This window comes from Acinetobacter sp. C32I, assembly GCF_023702715.1.
Classification (GTDB): Bacteria; Pseudomonadota; Gammaproteobacteria; order Pseudomonadales; family Moraxellaceae; genus Acinetobacter.
Map to the genome: position 1 here is coordinate 2,434,038 of NZ_CP098480.1, position 18,708 is coordinate 2,452,745.

Consider the following 18,708-nt stretch of genomic DNA (forward strand, 5'->3'; position numbering starts at 1 on the left):
GAGGGCATTTTTATGTGACTTAACATCAGTTAAATAAATTGGGACGGGACGATAGACTTAAAGCGTTCGGTAAACTGTCCATTCCAATAGGGATAATAAGGATAAGGCGGATAGACCGCACTGACCTGATTTAAACGTTCGATCTGTTCAATCGACAACTGGATATCTTTGGCAACAAGGTTATCTTGCAGTTGAGTTTGATTACGCGCACCAATCAATACACTGGATACCGTTGGGCGCTGTAATAACCAATTTAAGGCAATTTGCGGAATCGTATAGCCAGTTTCTGCTGCAATCTGTTTTAACACCTCAATCACAGCATAGAGATGCGCTTCATTCACTGGCGGCGCAAATTGCGCGGTATCATGTAAGCGACTCTGTGCTGGAATCGGATTCTCCCGATCAAATTTCCCCGTCAATCTGCCCCAGCCTAGAGGACTCCATACCACCGCACCAATCTGCTGGTCATCATTTAAGGGCATCAGCTCCCATTCATAATCACGACCGATCAATGAGTAATAGACCTGATTCACCACAAACTTTTCATAGCCATATTGTTCAGCAATGGCTTGGGCTTTCATCAGTTGCCAGCCTGCAAAATTTGAAGCGCCGATATAACGGACTTTACCACTACGCACTAACTCATCTAAAGTTTTCATTAACTGAGGTAATGCGGTGAAGCTATCGAACTGATGTAGCTGTAATACATCAATATAATCCGTTCCCAATCGAGTTAATGACTGTTCAACTGCGGACAATAGATAATGCCGACTAAATCCCGCATCATTTAGATGTTCTGAACTACGAATACCGATTTTGGTCGAAATAATAGTATGCTGCCGTTCTGATGCAAGTGCCTTACCGAGCATCCTTTCAGATTCTCCATCTGAATAGACATCTGCTGTATCAAAGTAATTAATGCCTGCATCTAAAGCAGCGCGAATCATCTGATTGGCTTCAGTCTGACTGGCTTGTCCCCAAGCAGCAAAGATTTGTCCCTGCCCACCTAGAGTCCCTGCACCAAATCCCAACTCTGACACTTTTAAACCCGAGTTTCCTAAAAAATGATATTTCATGATCTGTCTCTTCAAGCTGTGATTGCTTCAGTACAAAAATAGCGCTAGGGATTTATTCGAAAAACCACGATAATCAAGAAATACTTTTCTGATTTTATTGATAATGAATACAGAAGATTTTCAGTTTTTTATTCGAGTGGCAGACTTAGGCTCAATCAGTAAAGCCGCTCAGGACGCTAATATTTCGGTGTCAGTTGCCAGTCAGAAATTGCAACGCTTAGAACAAAACCTACAATTTCGCTTGTTTCATCGCACCACGAGAAAGCTGACCTTAACCGAGGAAGGCCGTGCTTTACTTGAACATGGTCGGCATTGGATTGCTGATTTTATTCACTTGCAAGAATCATTAAAGCTTAAAGATCAGCCGCTCACAGGTACACTTCGGATTAGCACCTCCGCAACCTTTGGCACAAAAGTTTTGATGCCTGTGATTGCCGAGTTTGCACTTTTGCATCCTGAACTGAAAATTCATTTAGATCTGAATGACCAGAACATCGATCTGATTCAGCAAGGTATGGACTTGGCCATTCGCATTGGTCAGTTAAAAAGTTCCAGCTTGGTTGCCAAACGCTTGAGTACCAATCAACGCTTACTCTGTGCCTCGCCCAGCTATCTGGAAAAATATGGTCAGCCCCATAGCTTGGAAGAACTCAAATTACATCGTTGTATCTTGCAACAGCATGGTCAGGGTCTGACCGATCACTGGCACTTGATCAATGCAGAAGGTCAGGTTGAACAGGTTCATGTCGAGGGGTATTTTGCGACCAACTCAGGTGAAGGCGTTCGGCAAGCGGCCTTAGCTGGTCTTGGTATTTCCAATCATTCGATCTGGCATGTGGCTGAGGATCTTGCTACTGGAAGATTAGTACCAGTCCTACCTGACTATCCTGTAGAAACAACGGCAATTTATGCGGTGTTTCCGCATCGAGAGATGATCGCGCCCAAAGTGCAGCATTTTTTAGATTATTTAATCGATTACTTTCAACAGCGTGAATGATAAAACTTTAGTCCTTCAGACCAATCCACCTTGCAATATTGATTATGGCATTCCTGCAAAACCATGAAACATCCATTGCACGCCCCATACAAGCAGCATGAAAAAAACAAGCATGAGGCAAAGTTCTATTTTTTTCATGTCACCGATGGTTTAAAGTGTTCCCAAATCCCTTTCTGCCCCTCTTTAAGGCGTGGCGTCTGTCCCAATTTAATCCACGGCATATTCTCGCCATGAAAATCGCTGCCAATCGAAACAGCTAAATCACACTGTTGAATCATCCGATCCACCATTTGGCGTGTCGAAGCAGGTTCGATACTCGGTGGTAGTTCCACGGCATCACCACCCAACTCGGCAAACAGTTCAATCAAATAACGGATATTGGTGGCAGACAGGTCATAACGGGTCGGATGAGCAAGCACGGCGAAACCCTGACTGGCATGAATCACATCAATGGTTTCTTTTAAGCCCATACCTTCAAATTTCACAAAGGCTTTTTTGCCTTCTTTCAGAAAACGATCAAAGGCCTGCTGTGGGCGACTGACAATATTCTTTTCGACTAGGGCTTTAGCAATATGGGTTCGAGTCACCCGATCTGCTTCCCCATCCACTTGGGCAATCACATCAGGATAGATATCAAAATCAATACATTTTTCTAAGAGCTGACAAATCACTTTTGCCCGTTCAGCACGGACTTTTTTCTGCTGTTCCAGCATGGCTTTGATCGGTGCTTCATCTTGCATATTCAGGGCAACGATATGTACCCCATAACTCTTTTTGGTATTCGGTCTAGACCACTGACTAGAAACTTCCACGCCAGAAATAATTTGAATATCATGCGCTTGTGCATAATCTTGGGCACGCCCCAAGCCATCCATGGTGTCATGGTCTGTCACGGCAAGGGTGTGGATTTTTAAATCGACAGCCGCCTGTACCAACTGCTCAGGAGAGAAGGTACCATCGGAAATGAGCGTATGTGTGTGTAAATCGACACCGAACATGGTTTGTATTATGCTATCTGACCTATTTCATCATCGTACTGTAACATGAAAGCGTTGCTCGACTATCTACCGATTATTATCTTCTTTTATTTTTATAAAACCACCGATCCTAAAGATAGTCATCATCCGCTGCTACAGTTGGTGGGTAGTTCTGGAAATCTCGATCAAAATCATATTCTTGTTGCAACTTGTGCATTACTCATCTCGACACTTGTGGTGTATGGCTGCCTGTTCTTTTTCCAAAAATTTAAATTGGAAAAAATGCAGTGGTTTATCGTGTTAATGTCTGTGGTTTTTGGTGGAATTACCCTGATCTTTAGTGATGTGACCTATATTAAAATGAAGGCGATCATCATCAATATTGGTATTGGATTAGGCTTTCTGGTGACGCCACTCTTTAATAAAGAACGTATGCCAATTATCCAAAAACTTTTAGGCTCGTTGTTAGAGCTTAGCCCTAAAGGTTGGCTCAAATTGAACTGGGCGTGGTGTGGTCAATTCTTTTTACTTGCGGCTTTGCATTTCTTCTTTGGTTTTGTCTACATGCAAGGAAAATATTGGGGCGAATTCACCGCTTTCGGCGATATTATCGTTTCTATCAGTTACCTAGCTGCTATACTGTTTTTCTTAAGAAAGCATTTTAAAACCACTGAATAGATTTTAAATCATCGAGCTACTGCCATGCCATATTTTGTGCTGACTTGTACTGATCGCGAAGGTACTTTGGAAAAACGTTTAGCCACCCGCCCGCAACATATTGAACGTCTGCAAAAGTTAGATGATGAAGGACGTTTAATTACGGCAGGTGCACATCCAAAAGATCCAAACGATCCGCAGGCTGGTTTTTGGGGCAGTACCATGATTGTCGAGTTTGATAGTCGTGAATCCTTAGATGCTTGGATTCAGGAAGAGCCATTTTTAAAAGAAGGGATTTACTCAAATATTGAGGTAAAACCGTTCAACAAAGCTTTTCCAAAAGGGTAAATCATGCACGTTGTCGTCAAAAGCATATTGGCTTTATGTTTATTTAGCTCTACTGCATGGGCAGTTGAGCCTGCAACACCTGCGGCTCCAGCAGCCAGCACAACCCCAACAGCGAATACAACAGCTGCTGCGCCAACCAATGCAACTACCGCAGCGACCAAACCGCTGACCGCTGAGCAAATTGCCAAAGCCAAGCAACAACAAGATGCCAAAGTTAAAGCCATGATTCAAGATCAGGCCAGCCGCTTGAAGCAACTTGAGCATGCCAATCTGGAAGCACTTTCTCAAAATCAAGAATTACAGTTAAAAAATGACAACCTCACCGTACAGGTTCAGGTATTACAAAGTGAACGCAGCGCACAAATGTTTTTATATGGCGCAATGACCATTGCTGTGGGTGTGATTCTGGGCTTCTTGATTGCCAGTTATATTCATACTAAACGTCGCCGTCAGTGGTAAAAACCACTTCTTTATTTATGTCTCACTCCGCAAAAATACAAACAGCCGAATTAGATTGGGAACTGGTTGATGGTATCGAAGTTCCCATTTCTAAACAGTTTGGTGATGTCTACTTTTCCAAAGATAACGGTTTACTTGAAACACGCCATGTGTTTTTAAATGGTAATGACCTAACTGAACGCCTATCAGAACTGGCAGATTTTCAATACTTTTGTGTGGGCGAAACAGGTTTTGGTACGGGCTTAAACATTCTGACCCTGTGGCAACTGTGGCAGCAGGTTCGTCCAGATAATCACAGTCACTTACATGCCATCAGCGTCGAAAAATTTCCGCTGAGCAAAGCCGATCTGATCCGCGCACTGAATGTCTGGCCTGAACTTAAGCCACTTGCAGAACAGCTGATTCAGCAGTATCCCCTGCCTATTGCAGGCTGCCATCGCTTAAGTTTTCCAGAAGAACGCTTTAGTATTGATTTATGGTTGGGTGATGCACAAGATATTTTTCCAAGTATCCCGAAAACCCAAGCCGTAAATGCATGGTTTCTTGATGGTTTTGCGCCTTCATGTAACCCTGACATGTGGCAGGAAAATGTACTCAATCACATCGTGCGTTTATCAGACTATGGGACGACCTTTGCGTCCTTTAGTGTCGCTGGGGTACTGAAACGTGGACTGAAGCAACATGGTGTGCACATTAGCCGCCCACGTGGTTTTGGCCATAAACGTGAAATGCTAAAAGCCATTTGGCTTGATGGTATAACAGCGGAATCAGATTCAGTAGAACAAGGTGCCACGCAATCTAAATCTAAGACCAATACATCACAAGAGACACAACGCCAGATCGCGATTATTGGCGCTGGAATCGCAGGTTTAAGCTGTGCATGGGCCTTTGCTCAACGTGGCCATCAAGTCACGATCTACGAGCAAAATGAGCCACTCTCAGGTGCATCAGGCAATCCCCTTGCTCTGCTCAATCCCAAGCTCTGTCCAATTGAACAAGCCCATGAACATCTGATGACCTTGAGCTGGCAACATGCCTTGAATTTTTATCCTAAATTCAAAGCATTTAGACCGATTCAAGTCCAGCAAATCGCTTTAAAAAATACGGATGAATTGCTTGGTTTAGCGAAACAATATCCTGAAGCTGTGCTCTCTGTACATGATCAGCAGAATGCTCCCCCTGAAACAGCTTATCCAAGCTTGGCCCTGCATCAAGCAGGTGCAGTTTCTCCACAGCAACTGCGTGATGAAATGTTACAGCATCCGAATATCCAATGCATAAAAGCAAAAATTTCTCGCTTAAATAGCGCAGATAAGCAAACTGAGCTTTGGCAAGAACAACAGCTCATCGCAACAGCCGATGATGTGATTGTGTGTTGTGCCAAGCAAAGTGCTGAGCTGTTTGAAAACTACCCCGTGTTAAAACCAATTCGTGGACAAGTCAGCTGGGTTGAGAATCGCGAACAAGCTTTAGCTCTAGATCAAGCCTATAGTTATGGCGGTTATTGTATGCAATTGGATGCCGCTCAATTGATTCTAGGCGCATCTTTTTATCCCAATCGAGACGATGTTGAAGTTCTAGCAGAAGACCATGTGCATAACTATGAACTTATCCACAGTGTCTTCCCTGAATATGCGCAACAGCTTCCATCCACCGAAACATGGCAAGGTCGTGCGTCTGTGCGTGCACAAAGTTTGGATTATTTTCCTTTGGTTGGGAAAATGAAAAATGATGAACAGATATTTACCTTTGCAGGCCTAGGTTCTAAGGGATTCTTGTTTGCGCCCTTGTGTAGCGAAGTCTTGGCAGCCCTTGTCTTGGGTGAGCTTTGTCCAGTGCCTCAAAACCTGTTGGATAAGTTGAATCCTCAACGCTTTCAGAAGAAAGTAAAAGCCAAGAAGCCTTATTATTCTGGTTAAATATTTTTAATTTTAAAATGACAGAAATCTAGAATTTTGAATTGGCCAAAATACAGCTGTATTTTGGCCAATCTTTTGAGTGATTTAAGCGCCTTGTTCTAAAGGCAAGCCCGCATCACGCGCTGCGCGTGTGCCACCCATCAATACAACATATTCACGAGAACCATCGATACCGTCTAAAAGCTCTGCTGCACGCGGTGCTTTGCTGCCGCCACCGCATAGAATATAAATCGGTTGATCCGCTGTAACTTGAGTCAGACTGTCCGCAGTGATCTCAGCAATTGGACGATTCACCGCCCCCTTAACATGAGCCTCTGCATACGCTTTGGTATCACGGACATCCCAGATGACTGCGCCTTCTGGGAACTCAAATGTTGTAATTTCTTGTTTACGGATCATTGTGCACTCCTTTGATGTAAACAACACTTGGCAAATGAAGAAAACCCCCTTAGCATCTCAAATATTCTTTCCCTTTGTAAAGGTCTAACCATGCCTTCTTTTGATATTGTTTCTGAATTAGAGTTATTTGAAGTCAATCATGCTGTGCAAAACACAGAAAAAGAGATTGCGACTCGTTTTGACTTCCGTGGACAAGACGTTTCAATTGAGTTAAATGAGAAAAATAAAGAAATCAAAATCTCAACTGAAAGCGATTTCCAATGTGAACAAGTCTATACCATGCTCGAAAATCACTTCTATAAACGTAAAATTGATGTACAAGCTTTAGATCCACAAAAAGCCACAGCTTCGGGTAAAAATGTGGTGCAAGTGATCAAACTTAAAGATGGACTTGACTCAGATACCGCAAAAAAAATTAATAAAGCCATTAAAGAAAGCGGTATCAAAGCGCAATCTTCTATCCAAGGAGACAAAATCCGTGTCACCGATAAAAAGCGCGATACTTTGCAACAAGTGATGAACTTTTTACGTGAACAACAATTTGGTCTGCCACTGCAATTTAATAATTTCAAAGATTAAGCAATAGGTTCACTATGGCAAAAGATAACCGTCTTTATACGCTGGTTAAAACCACATCTAAATTTCCCAAAGGCATCCGTAGCACGCTCTGGAGTAAGGCTTTTGGTCGTGTGGTTCCGATGGTCGGAACAGCGAATATTCGTTATTTAGAAGTCGATAAAGACCACGTGACTGTTCGTATTGAAAACCAGCGTAATATGCAAAATCATATTAAAGGTGTCCATGCAGCAGCCATGGCACTACTGGGTGAAACTGCGACTGGATTTTTAACGGGTTTACATGTCCCAGATGATCGGATTTTGTTGATCAAATCATTGCATGTCGATTACTTAAAAGTTGCGCAAGGTGGTTTAACGGCAACAGCAACATTATCAGCTGATCAACAAAAGTTTATCGCAGAGAATGAAAAAGGCGAGTTATTGGTCCCTATTACCGTGATTGATGATGCAGGCAATCAACCAATCCAATGCCAAATGCTTTGGGCTTGGTTACCAAAACGTAAAAAATAATAACTGACCTAGACTATTCTAGTGGCAGTATTAGCATCAGGATGCAATGATCACTCTTTGTGTTCTGATGCTAAAAATGAAAAAAATACTTCTGCTTTCTCATTTTTTTATTGCGCTCAACCTCGCGACTTATTCTGCTCAAGTGCTCGCCGCTGATGCTTCAGCTTCAATTCCTTCAAAACAGCGCCATTCTTTAGCTGAACAAAACAAGAAAATCGTGGTCGATTTTTATGAAGGTGTTTTCTTAAAACACCAAGTTAAACAATATGCCGATCGTTATATTGGGGATCAATATATTCAGCACAATCCGAATGTACCTGACGGTAAGGCACCATTTGTAAACTTCTTTAGCCAAAAATTTAGCAATAACCCTCAGGCAAAAAATGTCATCAAGAAAGCAATTGCGGAAGGAGATTTAGTCGTTCTGCATGTGCATTCTACAGAGAATGACAGCGACCGAGGCCGAGCGATTATTGATATATTCCGTGTAGAAAATGGAAAAATTGTAGAGCATTGGGATGTGATACAAAATATTCCTGAAAAAAGTCAGAACGCCAACAGCATGTTCTAAGCGGCACAAAAAACAAAGCCCAAACGAATTTGGGCTTTATTTTTTAAATACTTAAATAAATTTTTCAATCATAGTCATCAACTGCTGTAAATATGCTGCATCGACCTCATCAAATTGATTCAGTTCATCACTATCGATATCCAACACGCCAACACACTGACCATTTTTCATCATTGGCAAGACGATCTCAGAGCGAGAGGCAGAACTACAGGCAATATGCCCTGGGAACTGATCTACATCTGGCACCACAATCACTTGCTGCTGTTGCCATGCCGCGCCACATACGCCGCGACCTTTGGCAATACGGGTACAGGCGATTGGGCCTTGAAATGGGCCTAACACCAACTCATTCTCTTTGACCAAATAAAAGCCAATCCAAAACCAGCCAAATTGCTGTTTTAACGCCGCGCAGATATTGGCGAGATTGGCAATCACATCACTTTCATCTTCAACAATTGCCTGAATCTGAGGAAGGATACTTTGATATTGCTCGGCCTTATGGCCATGTTGCAAAACTAATTCTTCTGCCATGCTTCATTCCAAATCAAAAATAGTCTTGGCTTCATTCACTCGATAAAAGAGAACTTAGCTTGCTGCAAATGCTTGTTTAATCTCTTCTGAGATCAAACGTTTCTTGCCATTCACATCCACCGCAACAAAGGTAAATACACCTTCGGTAATGCGCACTGGCTCACGAGAATCATCATGACTGTTCCATACCTCAATTTGGACTTGTACTGAACTACTGCCAACTTTCAAAATTTTGGTATAACAGCTAATCACATTCCCGACCTTAACCGGTACCAGAAAAGTCATCTGATTGATCGCAATCGTTGCACAACGACCTTTACTAAAACGTTCAACATGAATCGCTCCTGCGAGATCCATCTGAGAGACAATCCAGCCGCCAAAAACATCACCACTCCAATTGGTATCTGCGGGCATGGCAATGTTTTGTAGTGATAAAGTCCCTTCTGGATGAGTTGGGCGTTCGCTCATGTTAATGTCCTTGGTGTTGCTGTAATTGCTGGTCTAACCATTGTTGTAACTCGGGTGCGCGTAATGCTCCGCTGATTCTCGCCAATTCCGTGGTCTTATTCATCAGCACTAACGTTGGGATGCTACGCACATTAAATGCAGCACTTAAACGTGGATTGGCTTCGGTATCAATTTTGGCAAAAACCACATAGGGATTTTGCTTCGCCACTTGAGCAAAGTGAGGCGCCATCATCTTGCAGGGACCACACCACTCAGCCCACAAGTCAATCAATACAGGCAGATCTGAATTGCTGATGAAGTTACTGAAATTTTGTTCATTGAGTTCAATCGGCTCTAAAGGCAATAACGCTTTATGGCATTGCCCGCAGTTGGGATGAACCGCCAATTTTTCTTCGGGTACACGATTTTTTGCACCACATGATGCACAGACAATAATCATCTACATCACTCCAATATGTTGATGTAAAAATTCTAATTGGGTTGTGACTGCTTTTTCAAACCAAGAACCATGATAAACATCAAAATGTTTCATTTCCCATTCGTGATAGCTCACAAATGGCGCAATATTGGTCGCGGCTTCCCGACTCGATTCAATTGGAATCAGAGAGTCATGCTTGGCGGCAATAAATAAAACCGGGATATTAATTTTCCGTACAAACTGAATCGGACGATAACGCATTAAATTAAAAAACACCCGTGCAGGGACTTCTCCGCTCCAATAGTAGTCAGGATTTACAATCGAGTGATATCCATAAAAACTGTCTGAAGTTGGTAAAAAACACAATCGATATTGATCGACCACAGGTAAAGTTTTAGGTACAAGGCCCATCTTGGAACCCATATAGTCCTGACTGGAACGCTTCAATGCCTCTGGATAGCGCTGTAAGGGATAAAGCTTGGCTGTTTCAGCCCCATCAACATAGGGAACTTGTACCATGACCGCCTGAATGTTTTTCAGATCCGATGCCAAGCTTAGGGCATATCCACCGCTGAGTGAAGTTCCCCATAAAACAATACGTCGATTATCAATCAGTTTACAATTCGAGGCATATTGAATCATGGTCTTCCAATCATCAAGCTGGGCACTGAGAGAAACCAATTCACGCGGCTTGCCTGTACTGCCTCCCCAATTACGATAATCGAATAAAATGACTGCATAACCGGCCTGAGCAAAGCGCTGTGCATATTGAACCAATTTAAATTGACGCAAGCCTGCAAAACCGTGCGCCATGATAATCACAGCAGCTTTGGTATTGGCTTTAGGCAGATAAAAATCCGCAGCGATGGTTTCATCACTACTTGGAACATACAACGGCTCAACAGTATAGGTATGCATGCGCGCTCCATTGCCCTTATCTTTTACTTATCATCATTTATTTAATACAGACATTTAAACTCAAGATCGAGCTTAATGCTATGATAGAGCATAAAATGTTTTGTTTGTTTTTGGAGTGACAAGATGACAGAGAATGTTGGTTTTGCAGGTCAAATCGGCCCTGAGCATATTGAGCAAGTGGTTGAAAAAGGATTTAAATCGATTATTAATAACCGACCAGACATGGAAGGTGGCCCTGAACAGCCGACCAGCGCACAGATCGAAGAATCTGCTCGAACTGCAGGTTTAGACTATGTCTATCAACCCGTTGTTGCAGGGCAAATCACTGAACTCGATGTCCGTAATTTTGCCAATCACTATAATGAACTGCCAAAACCAATTTTGATGTTCTGCCGTACCGGTAATCGCTCAAATAATCTATATCAAATCGCAAAACAAATGGATTTATTAGACGACTAAATTCATTACATTTCATTACCTGATCCAAATAGTTAAAGCTTGGTATTTATAAGATGATGGTTCTTTTTCGATAGATCAAGAACCATGTCAAAACTCGCCATTGTCCTGTTATGCATCCTCTCATTTTCTGCTTGTAGTTCTTTTCAGGTTCGTCCAACAGCAACAGTGAGCGTGGGTACAGCGCTATAAAAAAACAGCACCGAAGTGCTGTTTTTCAAATTAGTCTTTATTACTACAATTCACTCCTACACCATAAGGACTAACATCAAATGGCATTCCAGCTGGATTATCCATATCTGTCTTTAACGGTGTTAAAGCATATGGAATATTAGAGGTGACTTTACGATCAGATAACTGCGTGGTCGCCACAATATTAACCATGTGCCAACTCGCATATCTTCTTAAATAACGAATTTGAAAATCAAACTTACCCGTTGCATCTGTTGTATAAGTTACTGTGCCATCAGTTGAAACCGATGGTGCTACAAAGGTTGTTGGTAGCTGTACAAAATCTGGTGCTGGAACTGCAACTGTGATCGGGCAATAAGTATAGGGTGCTACGAATTGACGTGTTGCATTTGGTTTAGCATCTGGATTATAAACTAAAGCACCTTTGGCATAACCTAAATTACTAATTGACATTACCACTGGCTGGGAAGCGATTGGCTTACCATCAATATTTGTAACTTGTACTGAAACAGATTCCGTATAATATGTGCCATCTGTACTCGTTTGTAATTGTCCTGAGTTACCAAAAGTAATATTAGCAACAGGTTGTTCAACCTGAGCCGCTGAGACATTTAACGTGGTTGTTTGTTTCGATGTCACACCATTACTATCTGTTAAAGCAGCATTAATAACGATACCACTAGCAATTAAACTTGCTGCCTGAGCAGATTTATTAGGCAAAAGGATCGTAAAATTTGCATTGCCTGTGGTATCCGTTACAGCTGTGGATGGCCCATTAATCGTCACACCATTAACTTTGTAATCAGGAATACTTAAAACAACATTTTGTCCAGAAACACCACCACCATTCTTGTCTACAGCTTTTACTGTAATAACGGCATTATCACCAGTTACAAGCAATGTCGGTTTATTAGAGGCTATATTTAGACTATATTGCGCAGTAGCTGAAATTGAAGCTGTATTATCAACAACATTAAGCATAAAAGATTGAGTCGTTATTTTCTTTGTAGCATCAGTAAAACTACCTTTAATTGTTATCCCATTTGCAACTAAAGCACTTAGCTGAGTTTGAGTCAAATCTTTAGGCAATTTAACTGTAAAATTAGCACTTCCTGTGCTGTCTGTTACAGCAGATGAAGCACCATCAATGGTGATATTGGTCGATGCAGTATCTTGAATTGCTAATTGTACTGTTTGATTTGCGACACCACCGCCATTTACATCAACTAACTTAAGTGTAACTATAGCAGTATCACCAGAAGCAACCAATGTAGGCTTAGAGCTCGTAATAATAATATGATAATTGGTTGCAACAGGTGTTTCAGTTACTGGCTTCTCAGTATTATCCGATCCAGATGATGAACCAGTACTACCATAATACCCACCACCGCCACCACCACAGCTAGCTAATAAAATAGAGACAGCAATTGCAGACAACTTTAATGTAAGCTGCTTTTTATTCATGATCATTCCTTTTTATCCCCAAATAGAATTAGATATTTCATTATAAAAATATGTCTAATGTAACCATAATATAGATTTTGTGTAAATAAAGTTTATCTTCAAGTAAAAAATATTAAAGTGAACTCAGTCAAACTATTTTATTAAATAGAGATATTCTCTATAACTTTTAACGAATAAATGATGAATAAAAAATTTCAGCCTTTTAATATAAAAACTTTACGAATAAAAAACATTCTATTATTTAAGAGCAGCATATTTCTATTTTTCCCCACGCAATAAAAAACACCCCCAACCAGTTAGGTTGGGGGTGTTTAGATTTAAAAGCTGGCGATGACTTACTCTCACATGGCAAGTGCCACACTACCATCAGCGCTAAGAGGTTTCACTTCTGAGTTCGGGAAGGGATCAGGTGGTTCACTCTTGCTATTGTCGCCAGCAAACTGTTTTGGTTTTGGGTGGTCTTACATTTTTTGCCACTTAGTACCGAAAGAGTTATTAACGGATTAGATAATTGGTCTGTATTGTAACTAGATTTCACACTAAATCAAGTTATGTATTGAATTTATCTTGAATACAACAACTGTTTGGGTGTTGTATAGTCAAGCCTCACGAGCAATTAGTATTGGTCAGCTTCACACGTCACCGTGCTTCCACACCCAACCTATCAACGTCCTAGTCTCGAACGGCTCTTTAGAGGAATAAATTCCTAGGGAAATCTTATCTTGAGGTAGGCTTCCCGCTTAGATGCTTTCAGCGGTTATCCCTTCCGAACATAGCTACCCGGCGATGCGACTGGCGTCACAACCGGTACACCAGAGGTTCGTCCACTCTGGTCCTCTCGTACTAGGAGCAGATCCTCTCAAATTTCCAGCGCCCACGGTAGATAGGGACCGAACTGTCTCACGACGTTCTAAACCCAGCTCGCGTACCTCTTTAAATGGCGAACAGCCATACCCTTGGGACCTGCTTCAGCCCCAGGATGAGATGAGCCGACATCGAGGTGCCAAACACCGCCGTCGATATGAACTCTTGGGCGGTATCAGCCTGTTATCCCCAGAGTACCTTTTATCCGTTGAGCGATGGCCCTTCCATACAGAACCACCGGATCACTAAGACCTACTTTCGTACCTGCTCGACTTGTGGGTCTCGCAGTTAAGCGCGCTTTTGCCTTTATACTCTACGCGTGATTTCCGACCACGCTGAGCGCACCTTCGTACTCCTCCGTTACTCTTTAGGAGGAGACCGCCCCAGTCAAACTACCCACCAGACATGGTCCTCGCCCCGGATTACGGGGCAGAGTTAGAACCTCAACATTACCAGGGTGGTATTTCAAGGACGGCTCCATACAAACTAGCGTTCGTACTTCAAAGCCTCCCACCTATCCTACACAAGTAAGGTCAAAGTTCAATGTCAAGCTGCAGTAAAGGTTCACGGGGTCTTTCCGTCTAGCCGCGGGTACACTGCATCTTCACAGCGATTTCGATTTCACTGAGCCTCTGCTGGAGACAGCGCCGCCATCATTATGCCATTCGTGCAGGTCGGAACTTACCCGACAAGGAATTTCGCTACCTTAGGACCGTTATAGTTACGGCCGCCGTTTACTGGGGCTTCGATCAAGAGCTTCGCTTACGCTAACCCCATCAATTAACCTTCCAGCACCGGGCAGGCATCACACCCTATACGTCCACTTTCGTGTTTGCAGAGTGCTATGTTTTTAATAAACAGTTGCAGCGGCCTGGTTTCTGTGGCTGCCAATAGCTCAGGGAGCAAGTCCCATCACCGTCAGCAGCGTACCTTCTCCCGAAGTTACGGTACCATTTTGCCTAGTTCCTTCAGCAGAGTTCTCTCAAGCGCTTTGGTCTACTCGACCTGACCACCTGTGTCGGTTTCGGGTACGATTCCTGTGTAACTGAAGCTTAGAGACTTTTCCTGGAAGCATGGTATCAGCCACTTCACTGTACAAGTACAGCTTGCTATCAGCTCTCAGCATAGAGCACCCCGGATTTGCCTAAGATGCATGCCTACAACCTTCCACCTGGACAACCAACGCCAGGCTGACTTAACCTTCTCCGTCCTCTCATCGCATTACACAGAAGTATTGGAATATTAACCAATTTCCCATCGACTACGCCTCTCGGCCTCGCCTTAGGGGTCGACTCACCCAGCCCCGATTAACGTTGGACTGGAACCCTTGGTCTTTCAGCGAACGGGTTTTTCACCCGTTTTGTCGTTACTCACGTCAGCATTCGCACTTCTGATACCTCCAGCATACTTCTCAATACACCTTCATCGGCTTACAGAACGCTCCCCTACCACTTACGCTAATGCGTAAATCCGCAGCTTCGGCACATAGTTTTAGCCCCGTTACATCTTCCGCGCAGGCCGACTCGACTAGTGAGCTATTACGCTTTCTTTAAAGGGTGGCTGCTTCTAAGCCAACCTCCTAGCTGTCTATGCCTTCCCACATCGTTTCCCACTTAACTATGATTTTGGGGCCTTAGCTGGCGGTCTGGATTGTTTTCCTCTTGACTACGGACGTTAGCACCCGCAGTCTGTCTCCCGGATAGTACTCATTGGTATTCGGAGTTTGCATCGGTTTGGTAAGTCGGGATGACCCCCTAGCCGAAACAGTGCTCTACCCCCAATGGTATTCGTCCGAGGCGCTACCTAAATAGCTTTCGGGGAGAACCAGCTATCACCAGGCTTGATTAGCCTTTCACCCCTATCCACAAGTCATCCCCTGGCTTTTCAACGACAGTGGGTTCGGTCCTCCAGTTAGTGTTACCCAACCTTCAACCTGCTCATGGATAGATCGCCTGGTTTCGGGTCTATACCCAGCAACTAAACGCCCTATTAAGACTCGATTTCTCTACGGCTCCCCTATGCGGTTAACCTTGCTACTGAATATAAGTCGCTGACCCATTATACAAAAGGTACGCAGTCACCGAACAAGTCGGCTCCCACTGCTTGTATGCATGCGGTTTCAGGATCTATTTCACTCCCCTCACAGGGGTTCTTTTCGCCTTTCCCTCACGGTACTGGTTCACTATCGGTCAGTCAGGAGTATTTAGCCTTGGAGGATGGTCCCCCCATATTCAGACAAGGTTTCACGTGCCTCGCCCTACTCGTCATCATTGTGTGTGCCCTTTCGTGTACGGGAATATCACCCTCTACGTTCGCACTTCCCAGAGCGTTCCACTAGAACACACACAACTTAATGGGCTGCTCCCCGTTCGCTCGCCGCTACTAAGGGAATCTCAATTGATTTCTTTTCCTAAGGGTACTGAGATGTTTCACTTCCCCTCGTTCGCTTCATAAGCCTATGTATTCAGCTTATGATACCCGCCTTATAGCGGGTGGGTTCCCCCATTCAGAAATCTCCGGATCAAAGGATATTTGCCGCCTCCCCGGAGCTTTTCGCAGGCTATCACGTCTTTCATCGCCTCTGACTGCCAAGGCATCCACCACATGCACTTAATTACTTGACTATACAACCCCAAACAGTCGTTAACACATACAAGTGAGTGTTATCGTTGCAAACTTAATTGCCACTGGTTTGTTGTCTGTGAACTTAATCACCATACAGCTTCAATCTAAATTCATATACCAAAACGCTTGATTCAGTGTTTTTGCTAGTTCTCAGATTAAATATCTTCTTAACAATTGCTTGTTAAGCTTATATCTAATCGAGTTTGAACAATTTATTTCAGACTCAATTTTCTAATCTGTTAATGATTAACTACCACCTCGTCGGTGAGTAGTAAACTGTGATAAATCACAGAGATTAATAAACCAGTCAACTTGGACTGTATTCACTAAACTCTATAATCTTCTTAGCTTCAAGCTACATCCTATGTGTGCCTGCGCACAGCATAGCTGTTTGCTTAAATTCTCGGACAAAGCGTTGCTTTGTTTACCCTCGAATTTGGTGGAGACTAGGAGAGTCGAACTCCTGACCTCCTGCGTGCAAAGCAGGCGCTCTACCAACTAAGCTAAGTCCCCAGCTTATCACTTAATGAACGACATATCTTTCAATCCAAGCTACTGCAATCAGATTTGGTGGGTCTGACAAGACTTGAACTTGTGACCCCACGCTTATCAAGCGTGTGCTCTAACCAACTGAGCTACAGACCCTCAGATACATCTTCGAAGAACAACTTGTTGTGGATTCTTACCAGTCACCAATCTTTCGTTAAGGAGGTGATCCAGCCGCAGGTTCCCCTACGGCTACCTTGTTACGACTTCACCCCAGTCATCGGCCACACCGTGGTAAGCGTCCTCCTTGCGGTTAGACTACCTACTTCTGGTGCAACAAACTCCCATGGTGTGACGGGCGGTGTGTACAAGGCCCGGGAACGTATTCACCGCGGCATTCTGATCCGCGATTACTAGCGATTCCGACTTCATGGAGTCGAGTTGCAGACTCCAATCCGGACTACGATCGGCTTTTTGAGATTAGCATCCTATCGCTAGGTAGCAACCCTTTGTACCGACCATTGTAGCACGTGTGTAGCCCTGGCCGTAAGGGCCATGATGACTTGACGTCGTCCCCGCCTTCCTCCAGTTTGTCACTGGCAGTATCCTTAAAGTTCCCGACATTACTCGCTGGCAAATAAGGAAAAGGGTTGCGCTCGTTGCGGGACTTAACCCAACATCTCACGACACGAGCTGACGACAGCCATGCAGCACCTGTATCTAGATTCCCGAAGGCACCAATCCATCTCTGGAAAGTTTCTAGTATGTCAAGGCCAGGTAAGGTTCTTCGCGTTGCATCGAATTAAACCACATGCTCCACCGCTTGTGCGGGCCCCCGTCAATTCATTTGAGTTTTAGTCTTGCGACCGTACTCCCCAGGCGGTCTACTTATCGCGTTAGCTGCGCCACTAAAGCCTCAAAGGCCCCAACGGCTAGTAGACATCGTTTACGGCATGGACTACCAGGGTATCTAATCCTGTTTGCTCCCCATGCTTTCGTACCTCAGCGTCAGTATTAGGCCAGATGGCTGCCTTCGCCATCGGTATTCCTCCAGATCTCTACGCATTTCACCGCTACACCTGGAATTCTACCATCCTCTCCCATACTCTAGCTTCCCAGTATCGAATGCAATTCCCAAGTTAAGCTCGGGGATTTCACATCCGACTTAAAAAGCCGCCTACGCACGCTTTACGCCCAGTAAATCCGATTAACGCTCGCACCCTCTGTATTACCGCGGCTGCTGGCACAGAGTTAGCCGGTGCTTATTCTGCGAGTAACGTCCACTATCCTAGAGTATTAATCTAAGTAGCCTCCTCCTCGCTTAAAGTGCTTTACAACCAAAAGGCCTTCTTCACACACGCGGCATGGCTGGATCAGGCTTCCGCCCATTGTCCAATATTCCCCACTGCTGCCTCCCGTAGGAGTCTGGGCCGTGTCTCAGTCCCAGTGTGGCGGATCATCCTCTCAGACCCGCTACAGATCGTCGCCTTGGTAGGCCTTTACCCCACCAACTAGCTAATCCGACTTAGGCTCATCATTTAGCGCAAGGTCCGAAGATCCCCTGCTTTCTCCCGTAGGACGTATGCGGTATTAGCATTCCTTTCGGAATGTTGTCCCCCACTAAATGGCAGATTCCTAAGCATTACTCACCCGTCCGCCGCTAGGTTAGGTAGCAAGCTACCCTTCCCCGCTCGACTTGCATGTGTTAAGCCTGCCGCCAGCGTTCAATCTGAGCCATGATCAAACTCTTCAGTTTAAAATCATTAGTAGCTTATGGCTACAAATCTTGGCTCAT

Annotated in this window: 17 protein-coding genes, 2 tRNA genes and 3 rRNA genes; 9 read left to right on the forward strand and 13 right to left on the reverse strand. The window is 43.9% G+C overall.

Going from position 1 to position 18,708, the window contains the following annotated elements; all coding sequences use genetic code 11:
* Positions 1 to 29 precede the first annotated feature (29 nt).
* Positions 30 to 1,076, reverse strand: a complete 1,047-nt coding sequence (locus NDN13_RS11610; RefSeq protein ID WP_251115568.1) for an aldo/keto reductase — start codon at positions 1,074 to 1,076, stop codon at positions 30 to 32.
* Between the two features lie 103 nt (positions 1,077 to 1,179).
* Here NDN13_RS11610 and NDN13_RS11615 point away from each other — a divergent pair, with 103 nt between their 5' ends.
* On the forward strand, positions 1,180 to 2,073 hold the full coding sequence (locus tag NDN13_RS11615; protein WP_251115569.1) for a LysR family transcriptional regulator: 894 nt from the start codon (positions 1,180 to 1,182) through the stop codon (positions 2,071 to 2,073).
* 134 nt (positions 2,074 to 2,207) lie between these two features.
* Here NDN13_RS11615 and NDN13_RS11620 read toward each other — a convergent pair whose 3' ends face one another.
* Complete coding sequence (locus tag NDN13_RS11620; RefSeq protein WP_251115570.1) at positions 2,208 to 3,071, reverse strand: PHP domain-containing protein; 864 nt, start codon at positions 3,069 to 3,071, stop codon at positions 2,208 to 2,210.
* Between the two features lie 45 nt (positions 3,072 to 3,116).
* Here NDN13_RS11620 and NDN13_RS11625 point away from each other — a divergent pair, with 45 nt between their 5' ends.
* The 4 genes from NDN13_RS11625 to mnmC are packed head-to-tail and all read left to right on the forward strand — an operon-like array spanning position 3,117 to position 6,433.
* Positions 3,117 to 3,728 (forward strand): septation protein IspZ, encoded by a 612-nt coding sequence (locus NDN13_RS11625; protein WP_251115571.1) that lies wholly within the window; start codon positions 3,117 to 3,119, stop codon positions 3,726 to 3,728.
* Between the two features lie 24 nt (positions 3,729 to 3,752).
* Positions 3,753 to 4,055 (forward strand): YciI family protein, encoded by a 303-nt coding sequence (locus tag NDN13_RS11630; protein ID WP_016543071.1) that lies wholly within the window; start codon positions 3,753 to 3,755, stop codon positions 4,053 to 4,055.
* A gap of 3 nt (positions 4,056 to 4,058) precedes the next feature.
* Positions 4,059 to 4,514, forward strand: coding sequence for an SH3 domain-containing protein (locus NDN13_RS11635; protein ID WP_251115572.1), 456 nt, complete (start codon positions 4,059 to 4,061; stop codon positions 4,512 to 4,514).
* A gap of 17 nt (positions 4,515 to 4,531) precedes the next feature.
* The gene (gene mnmC, locus NDN13_RS11640) at positions 4,532 to 6,433 is read left to right on the forward strand and encodes a bifunctional tRNA (5-methylaminomethyl-2-thiouridine)(34)-methyltransferase MnmC2/FAD-dependent 5-carboxymethylaminomethyl-2-thiouridine(34) oxidoreductase MnmC1 (RefSeq protein ID WP_251115573.1); all 1,902 of its coding nucleotides are present in this window, start codon (positions 4,532 to 4,534) and stop codon (positions 6,431 to 6,433) included.
* Between the two features lie 84 nt (positions 6,434 to 6,517).
* Here the strand turns inward: mnmC and NDN13_RS11645 are convergent, their stop codons facing one another.
* The gene (locus NDN13_RS11645) at positions 6,518 to 6,832 is read right to left on the reverse strand and encodes a rhodanese-like domain-containing protein (protein WP_004655921.1); all 315 of its coding nucleotides are present in this window, start codon (positions 6,830 to 6,832) and stop codon (positions 6,518 to 6,520) included.
* Positions 6,833 to 6,922: 90 nt separating this feature from the next.
* Between NDN13_RS11645 and NDN13_RS11650 the strand changes: the two genes are divergently transcribed.
* From NDN13_RS11650 to NDN13_RS11660, 3 genes are all read left to right on the forward strand, one after another.
* Complete coding sequence (locus tag NDN13_RS11650) at positions 6,923 to 7,411, forward strand: YajQ family cyclic di-GMP-binding protein (protein WP_004655922.1); 489 nt, start codon at positions 6,923 to 6,925, stop codon at positions 7,409 to 7,411.
* A 14-nt stretch (positions 7,412 to 7,425) separates the two neighbouring features.
* Positions 7,426 to 7,920 (forward strand): DUF4442 domain-containing protein, encoded by a 495-nt coding sequence (locus NDN13_RS11655; protein WP_171548549.1) that lies wholly within the window; start codon positions 7,426 to 7,428, stop codon positions 7,918 to 7,920.
* Positions 7,921 to 7,987: 67 nt separating this feature from the next.
* Positions 7,988 to 8,491, forward strand: coding sequence for a nuclear transport factor 2 family protein (locus NDN13_RS11660; protein WP_251115574.1), 504 nt, complete (start codon positions 7,988 to 7,990; stop codon positions 8,489 to 8,491).
* Positions 8,492 to 8,542: 51 nt separating this feature from the next.
* Here the strand turns inward: NDN13_RS11660 and msrC are convergent, their stop codons facing one another.
* From msrC to NDN13_RS11680, 4 genes are read right to left on the reverse strand one after another with little or no spacing between them, the layout of a single operon-like run.
* The gene (msrC, locus tag NDN13_RS11665; protein ID WP_251115575.1) at positions 8,543 to 9,022 is read right to left on the reverse strand and encodes a free L-methionine (R)-S-oxide reductase MsrC; all 480 of its coding nucleotides are present in this window, start codon (positions 9,020 to 9,022) and stop codon (positions 8,543 to 8,545) included.
* A 54-nt stretch (positions 9,023 to 9,076) separates the two neighbouring features.
* Entirely contained in the window at positions 9,077 to 9,490 is a 414-nt protein-coding gene (locus tag NDN13_RS11670) for an acyl-CoA thioesterase (RefSeq protein WP_004655929.1), read from the reverse strand.
* A gap of 1 nt (position 9,491) precedes the next feature.
* Complete coding sequence (trxC, locus tag NDN13_RS11675; protein WP_004655931.1) at positions 9,492 to 9,929, reverse strand: thioredoxin TrxC; 438 nt, start codon at positions 9,927 to 9,929, stop codon at positions 9,492 to 9,494.
* Positions 9,930 to 10,826, reverse strand: a complete 897-nt coding sequence (locus tag NDN13_RS11680) for an alpha/beta hydrolase (RefSeq protein WP_251115576.1) — start codon at positions 10,824 to 10,826, stop codon at positions 9,930 to 9,932. It lies immediately after the preceding gene.
* A gap of 123 nt (positions 10,827 to 10,949) precedes the next feature.
* Between NDN13_RS11680 and NDN13_RS11685 the strand changes: the two genes are divergently transcribed.
* Positions 10,950 to 11,285 carry a protein tyrosine phosphatase family protein gene (locus tag NDN13_RS11685; RefSeq protein WP_016543061.1) on the forward strand — a complete coding sequence of 112 codons (336 nt, stop codon included), beginning with the start codon at positions 10,950 to 10,952 and terminating at the stop codon, positions 11,283 to 11,285.
* 219 nt (positions 11,286 to 11,504) lie between these two features.
* Here the strand turns inward: NDN13_RS11685 and NDN13_RS11690 are convergent, their stop codons facing one another.
* From NDN13_RS11690 to NDN13_RS11715, 6 genes are all read right to left on the reverse strand, one after another.
* Positions 11,505 to 12,938: a hypothetical protein gene (locus tag NDN13_RS11690; RefSeq protein ID WP_251115577.1), complete on the reverse strand. Its 1,434-nt coding sequence runs from the start codon at positions 12,936 to 12,938 to the stop codon at positions 11,505 to 11,507.
* A 322-nt stretch (positions 12,939 to 13,260) separates the two neighbouring features.
* Positions 13,261 to 13,375, reverse strand: a 5S ribosomal RNA gene (gene rrf, locus NDN13_RS11695).
* A gap of 158 nt (positions 13,376 to 13,533) precedes the next feature.
* Positions 13,534 to 16,426: ribosomal RNA gene (locus NDN13_RS11700) — 23S ribosomal RNA — on the reverse strand.
* Positions 16,427 to 16,864: 438 nt separating this feature from the next.
* Positions 16,865 to 16,940 (reverse strand) — tRNA-Ala (locus tag NDN13_RS11705).
* Positions 16,941 to 16,995: 55 nt separating this feature from the next.
* A tRNA-Ile gene (locus NDN13_RS11710) sits at positions 16,996 to 17,072 on the reverse strand.
* Between the two features lie 59 nt (positions 17,073 to 17,131).
* Positions 17,132 to 18,669 (reverse strand): 16S ribosomal RNA (locus NDN13_RS11715).
* The 16S, 23S and 5S rRNA genes sit together here with 2 tRNA genes alongside, the layout of an rRNA operon.
* Between the last annotated feature and the right edge of the window lie 39 nt (positions 18,670 to 18,708).

Excerpts from the sequence above, each read along its gene's own strand:
- NDN13_RS11610 (WP_251115568.1), bottom strand. The coding sequence starts at position 1,076 with ATGAAATATCATTTTTTAGGAAACTCGGGTTTAAAAGTGTCAGAGTTG.
- NDN13_RS11615 (WP_251115569.1), top strand. The coding sequence starts at position 1,180 with ATGAATACAGAAGATTTTCAGTTTTTTATTCGAGTGGCAGACTTAGGC.
- NDN13_RS11620 (WP_251115570.1), bottom strand. The coding sequence starts at position 3,071 with ATGTTCGGTGTCGATTTACACACACATACGCTCATTTCCGATGGTACC.
- NDN13_RS11625 (WP_251115571.1), top strand. The coding sequence starts at position 3,117 with ATGAAAGCGTTGCTCGACTATCTACCGATTATTATCTTCTTTTATTTT.
- NDN13_RS11630 (WP_016543071.1), top strand. The coding sequence starts at position 3,753 with ATGCCATATTTTGTGCTGACTTGTACTGATCGCGAAGGTACTTTGGAA.
- NDN13_RS11635 (WP_251115572.1), top strand. The coding sequence starts at position 4,059 with ATGCACGTTGTCGTCAAAAGCATATTGGCTTTATGTTTATTTAGCTCT.
- mnmC (WP_251115573.1), top strand. The coding sequence starts at position 4,532 with ATGTCTCACTCCGCAAAAATACAAACAGCCGAATTAGATTGGGAACTG.
- NDN13_RS11645 (WP_004655921.1), bottom strand. The coding sequence starts at position 6,832 with ATGATCCGTAAACAAGAAATTACAACATTTGAGTTCCCAGAAGGCGCA.
- NDN13_RS11650 (WP_004655922.1), top strand. The coding sequence starts at position 6,923 with ATGCCTTCTTTTGATATTGTTTCTGAATTAGAGTTATTTGAAGTCAAT.
- NDN13_RS11655 (WP_171548549.1), top strand. The coding sequence starts at position 7,426 with ATGGCAAAAGATAACCGTCTTTATACGCTGGTTAAAACCACATCTAAA.
- NDN13_RS11660 (WP_251115574.1), top strand. The coding sequence starts at position 7,988 with ATGCTAAAAATGAAAAAAATACTTCTGCTTTCTCATTTTTTTATTGCG.
- msrC (WP_251115575.1), bottom strand. The coding sequence starts at position 9,022 with ATGGCAGAAGAATTAGTTTTGCAACATGGCCATAAGGCCGAGCAATAT.
- NDN13_RS11670 (WP_004655929.1), bottom strand. The coding sequence starts at position 9,490 with ATGAGCGAACGCCCAACTCATCCAGAAGGGACTTTATCACTACAAAAC.
- trxC (WP_004655931.1), bottom strand. The coding sequence starts at position 9,929 with ATGATTATTGTCTGTGCATCATGTGGTGCAAAAAATCGTGTACCCGAA.
- NDN13_RS11680 (WP_251115576.1), bottom strand. The coding sequence starts at position 10,826 with ATGCATACCTATACTGTTGAGCCGTTGTATGTTCCAAGTAGTGATGAA.
- NDN13_RS11685 (WP_016543061.1), top strand. The coding sequence starts at position 10,950 with ATGACAGAGAATGTTGGTTTTGCAGGTCAAATCGGCCCTGAGCATATT.
- NDN13_RS11690 (WP_251115577.1), bottom strand. The coding sequence starts at position 12,938 with ATGAATAAAAAGCAGCTTACATTAAAGTTGTCTGCAATTGCTGTCTCT.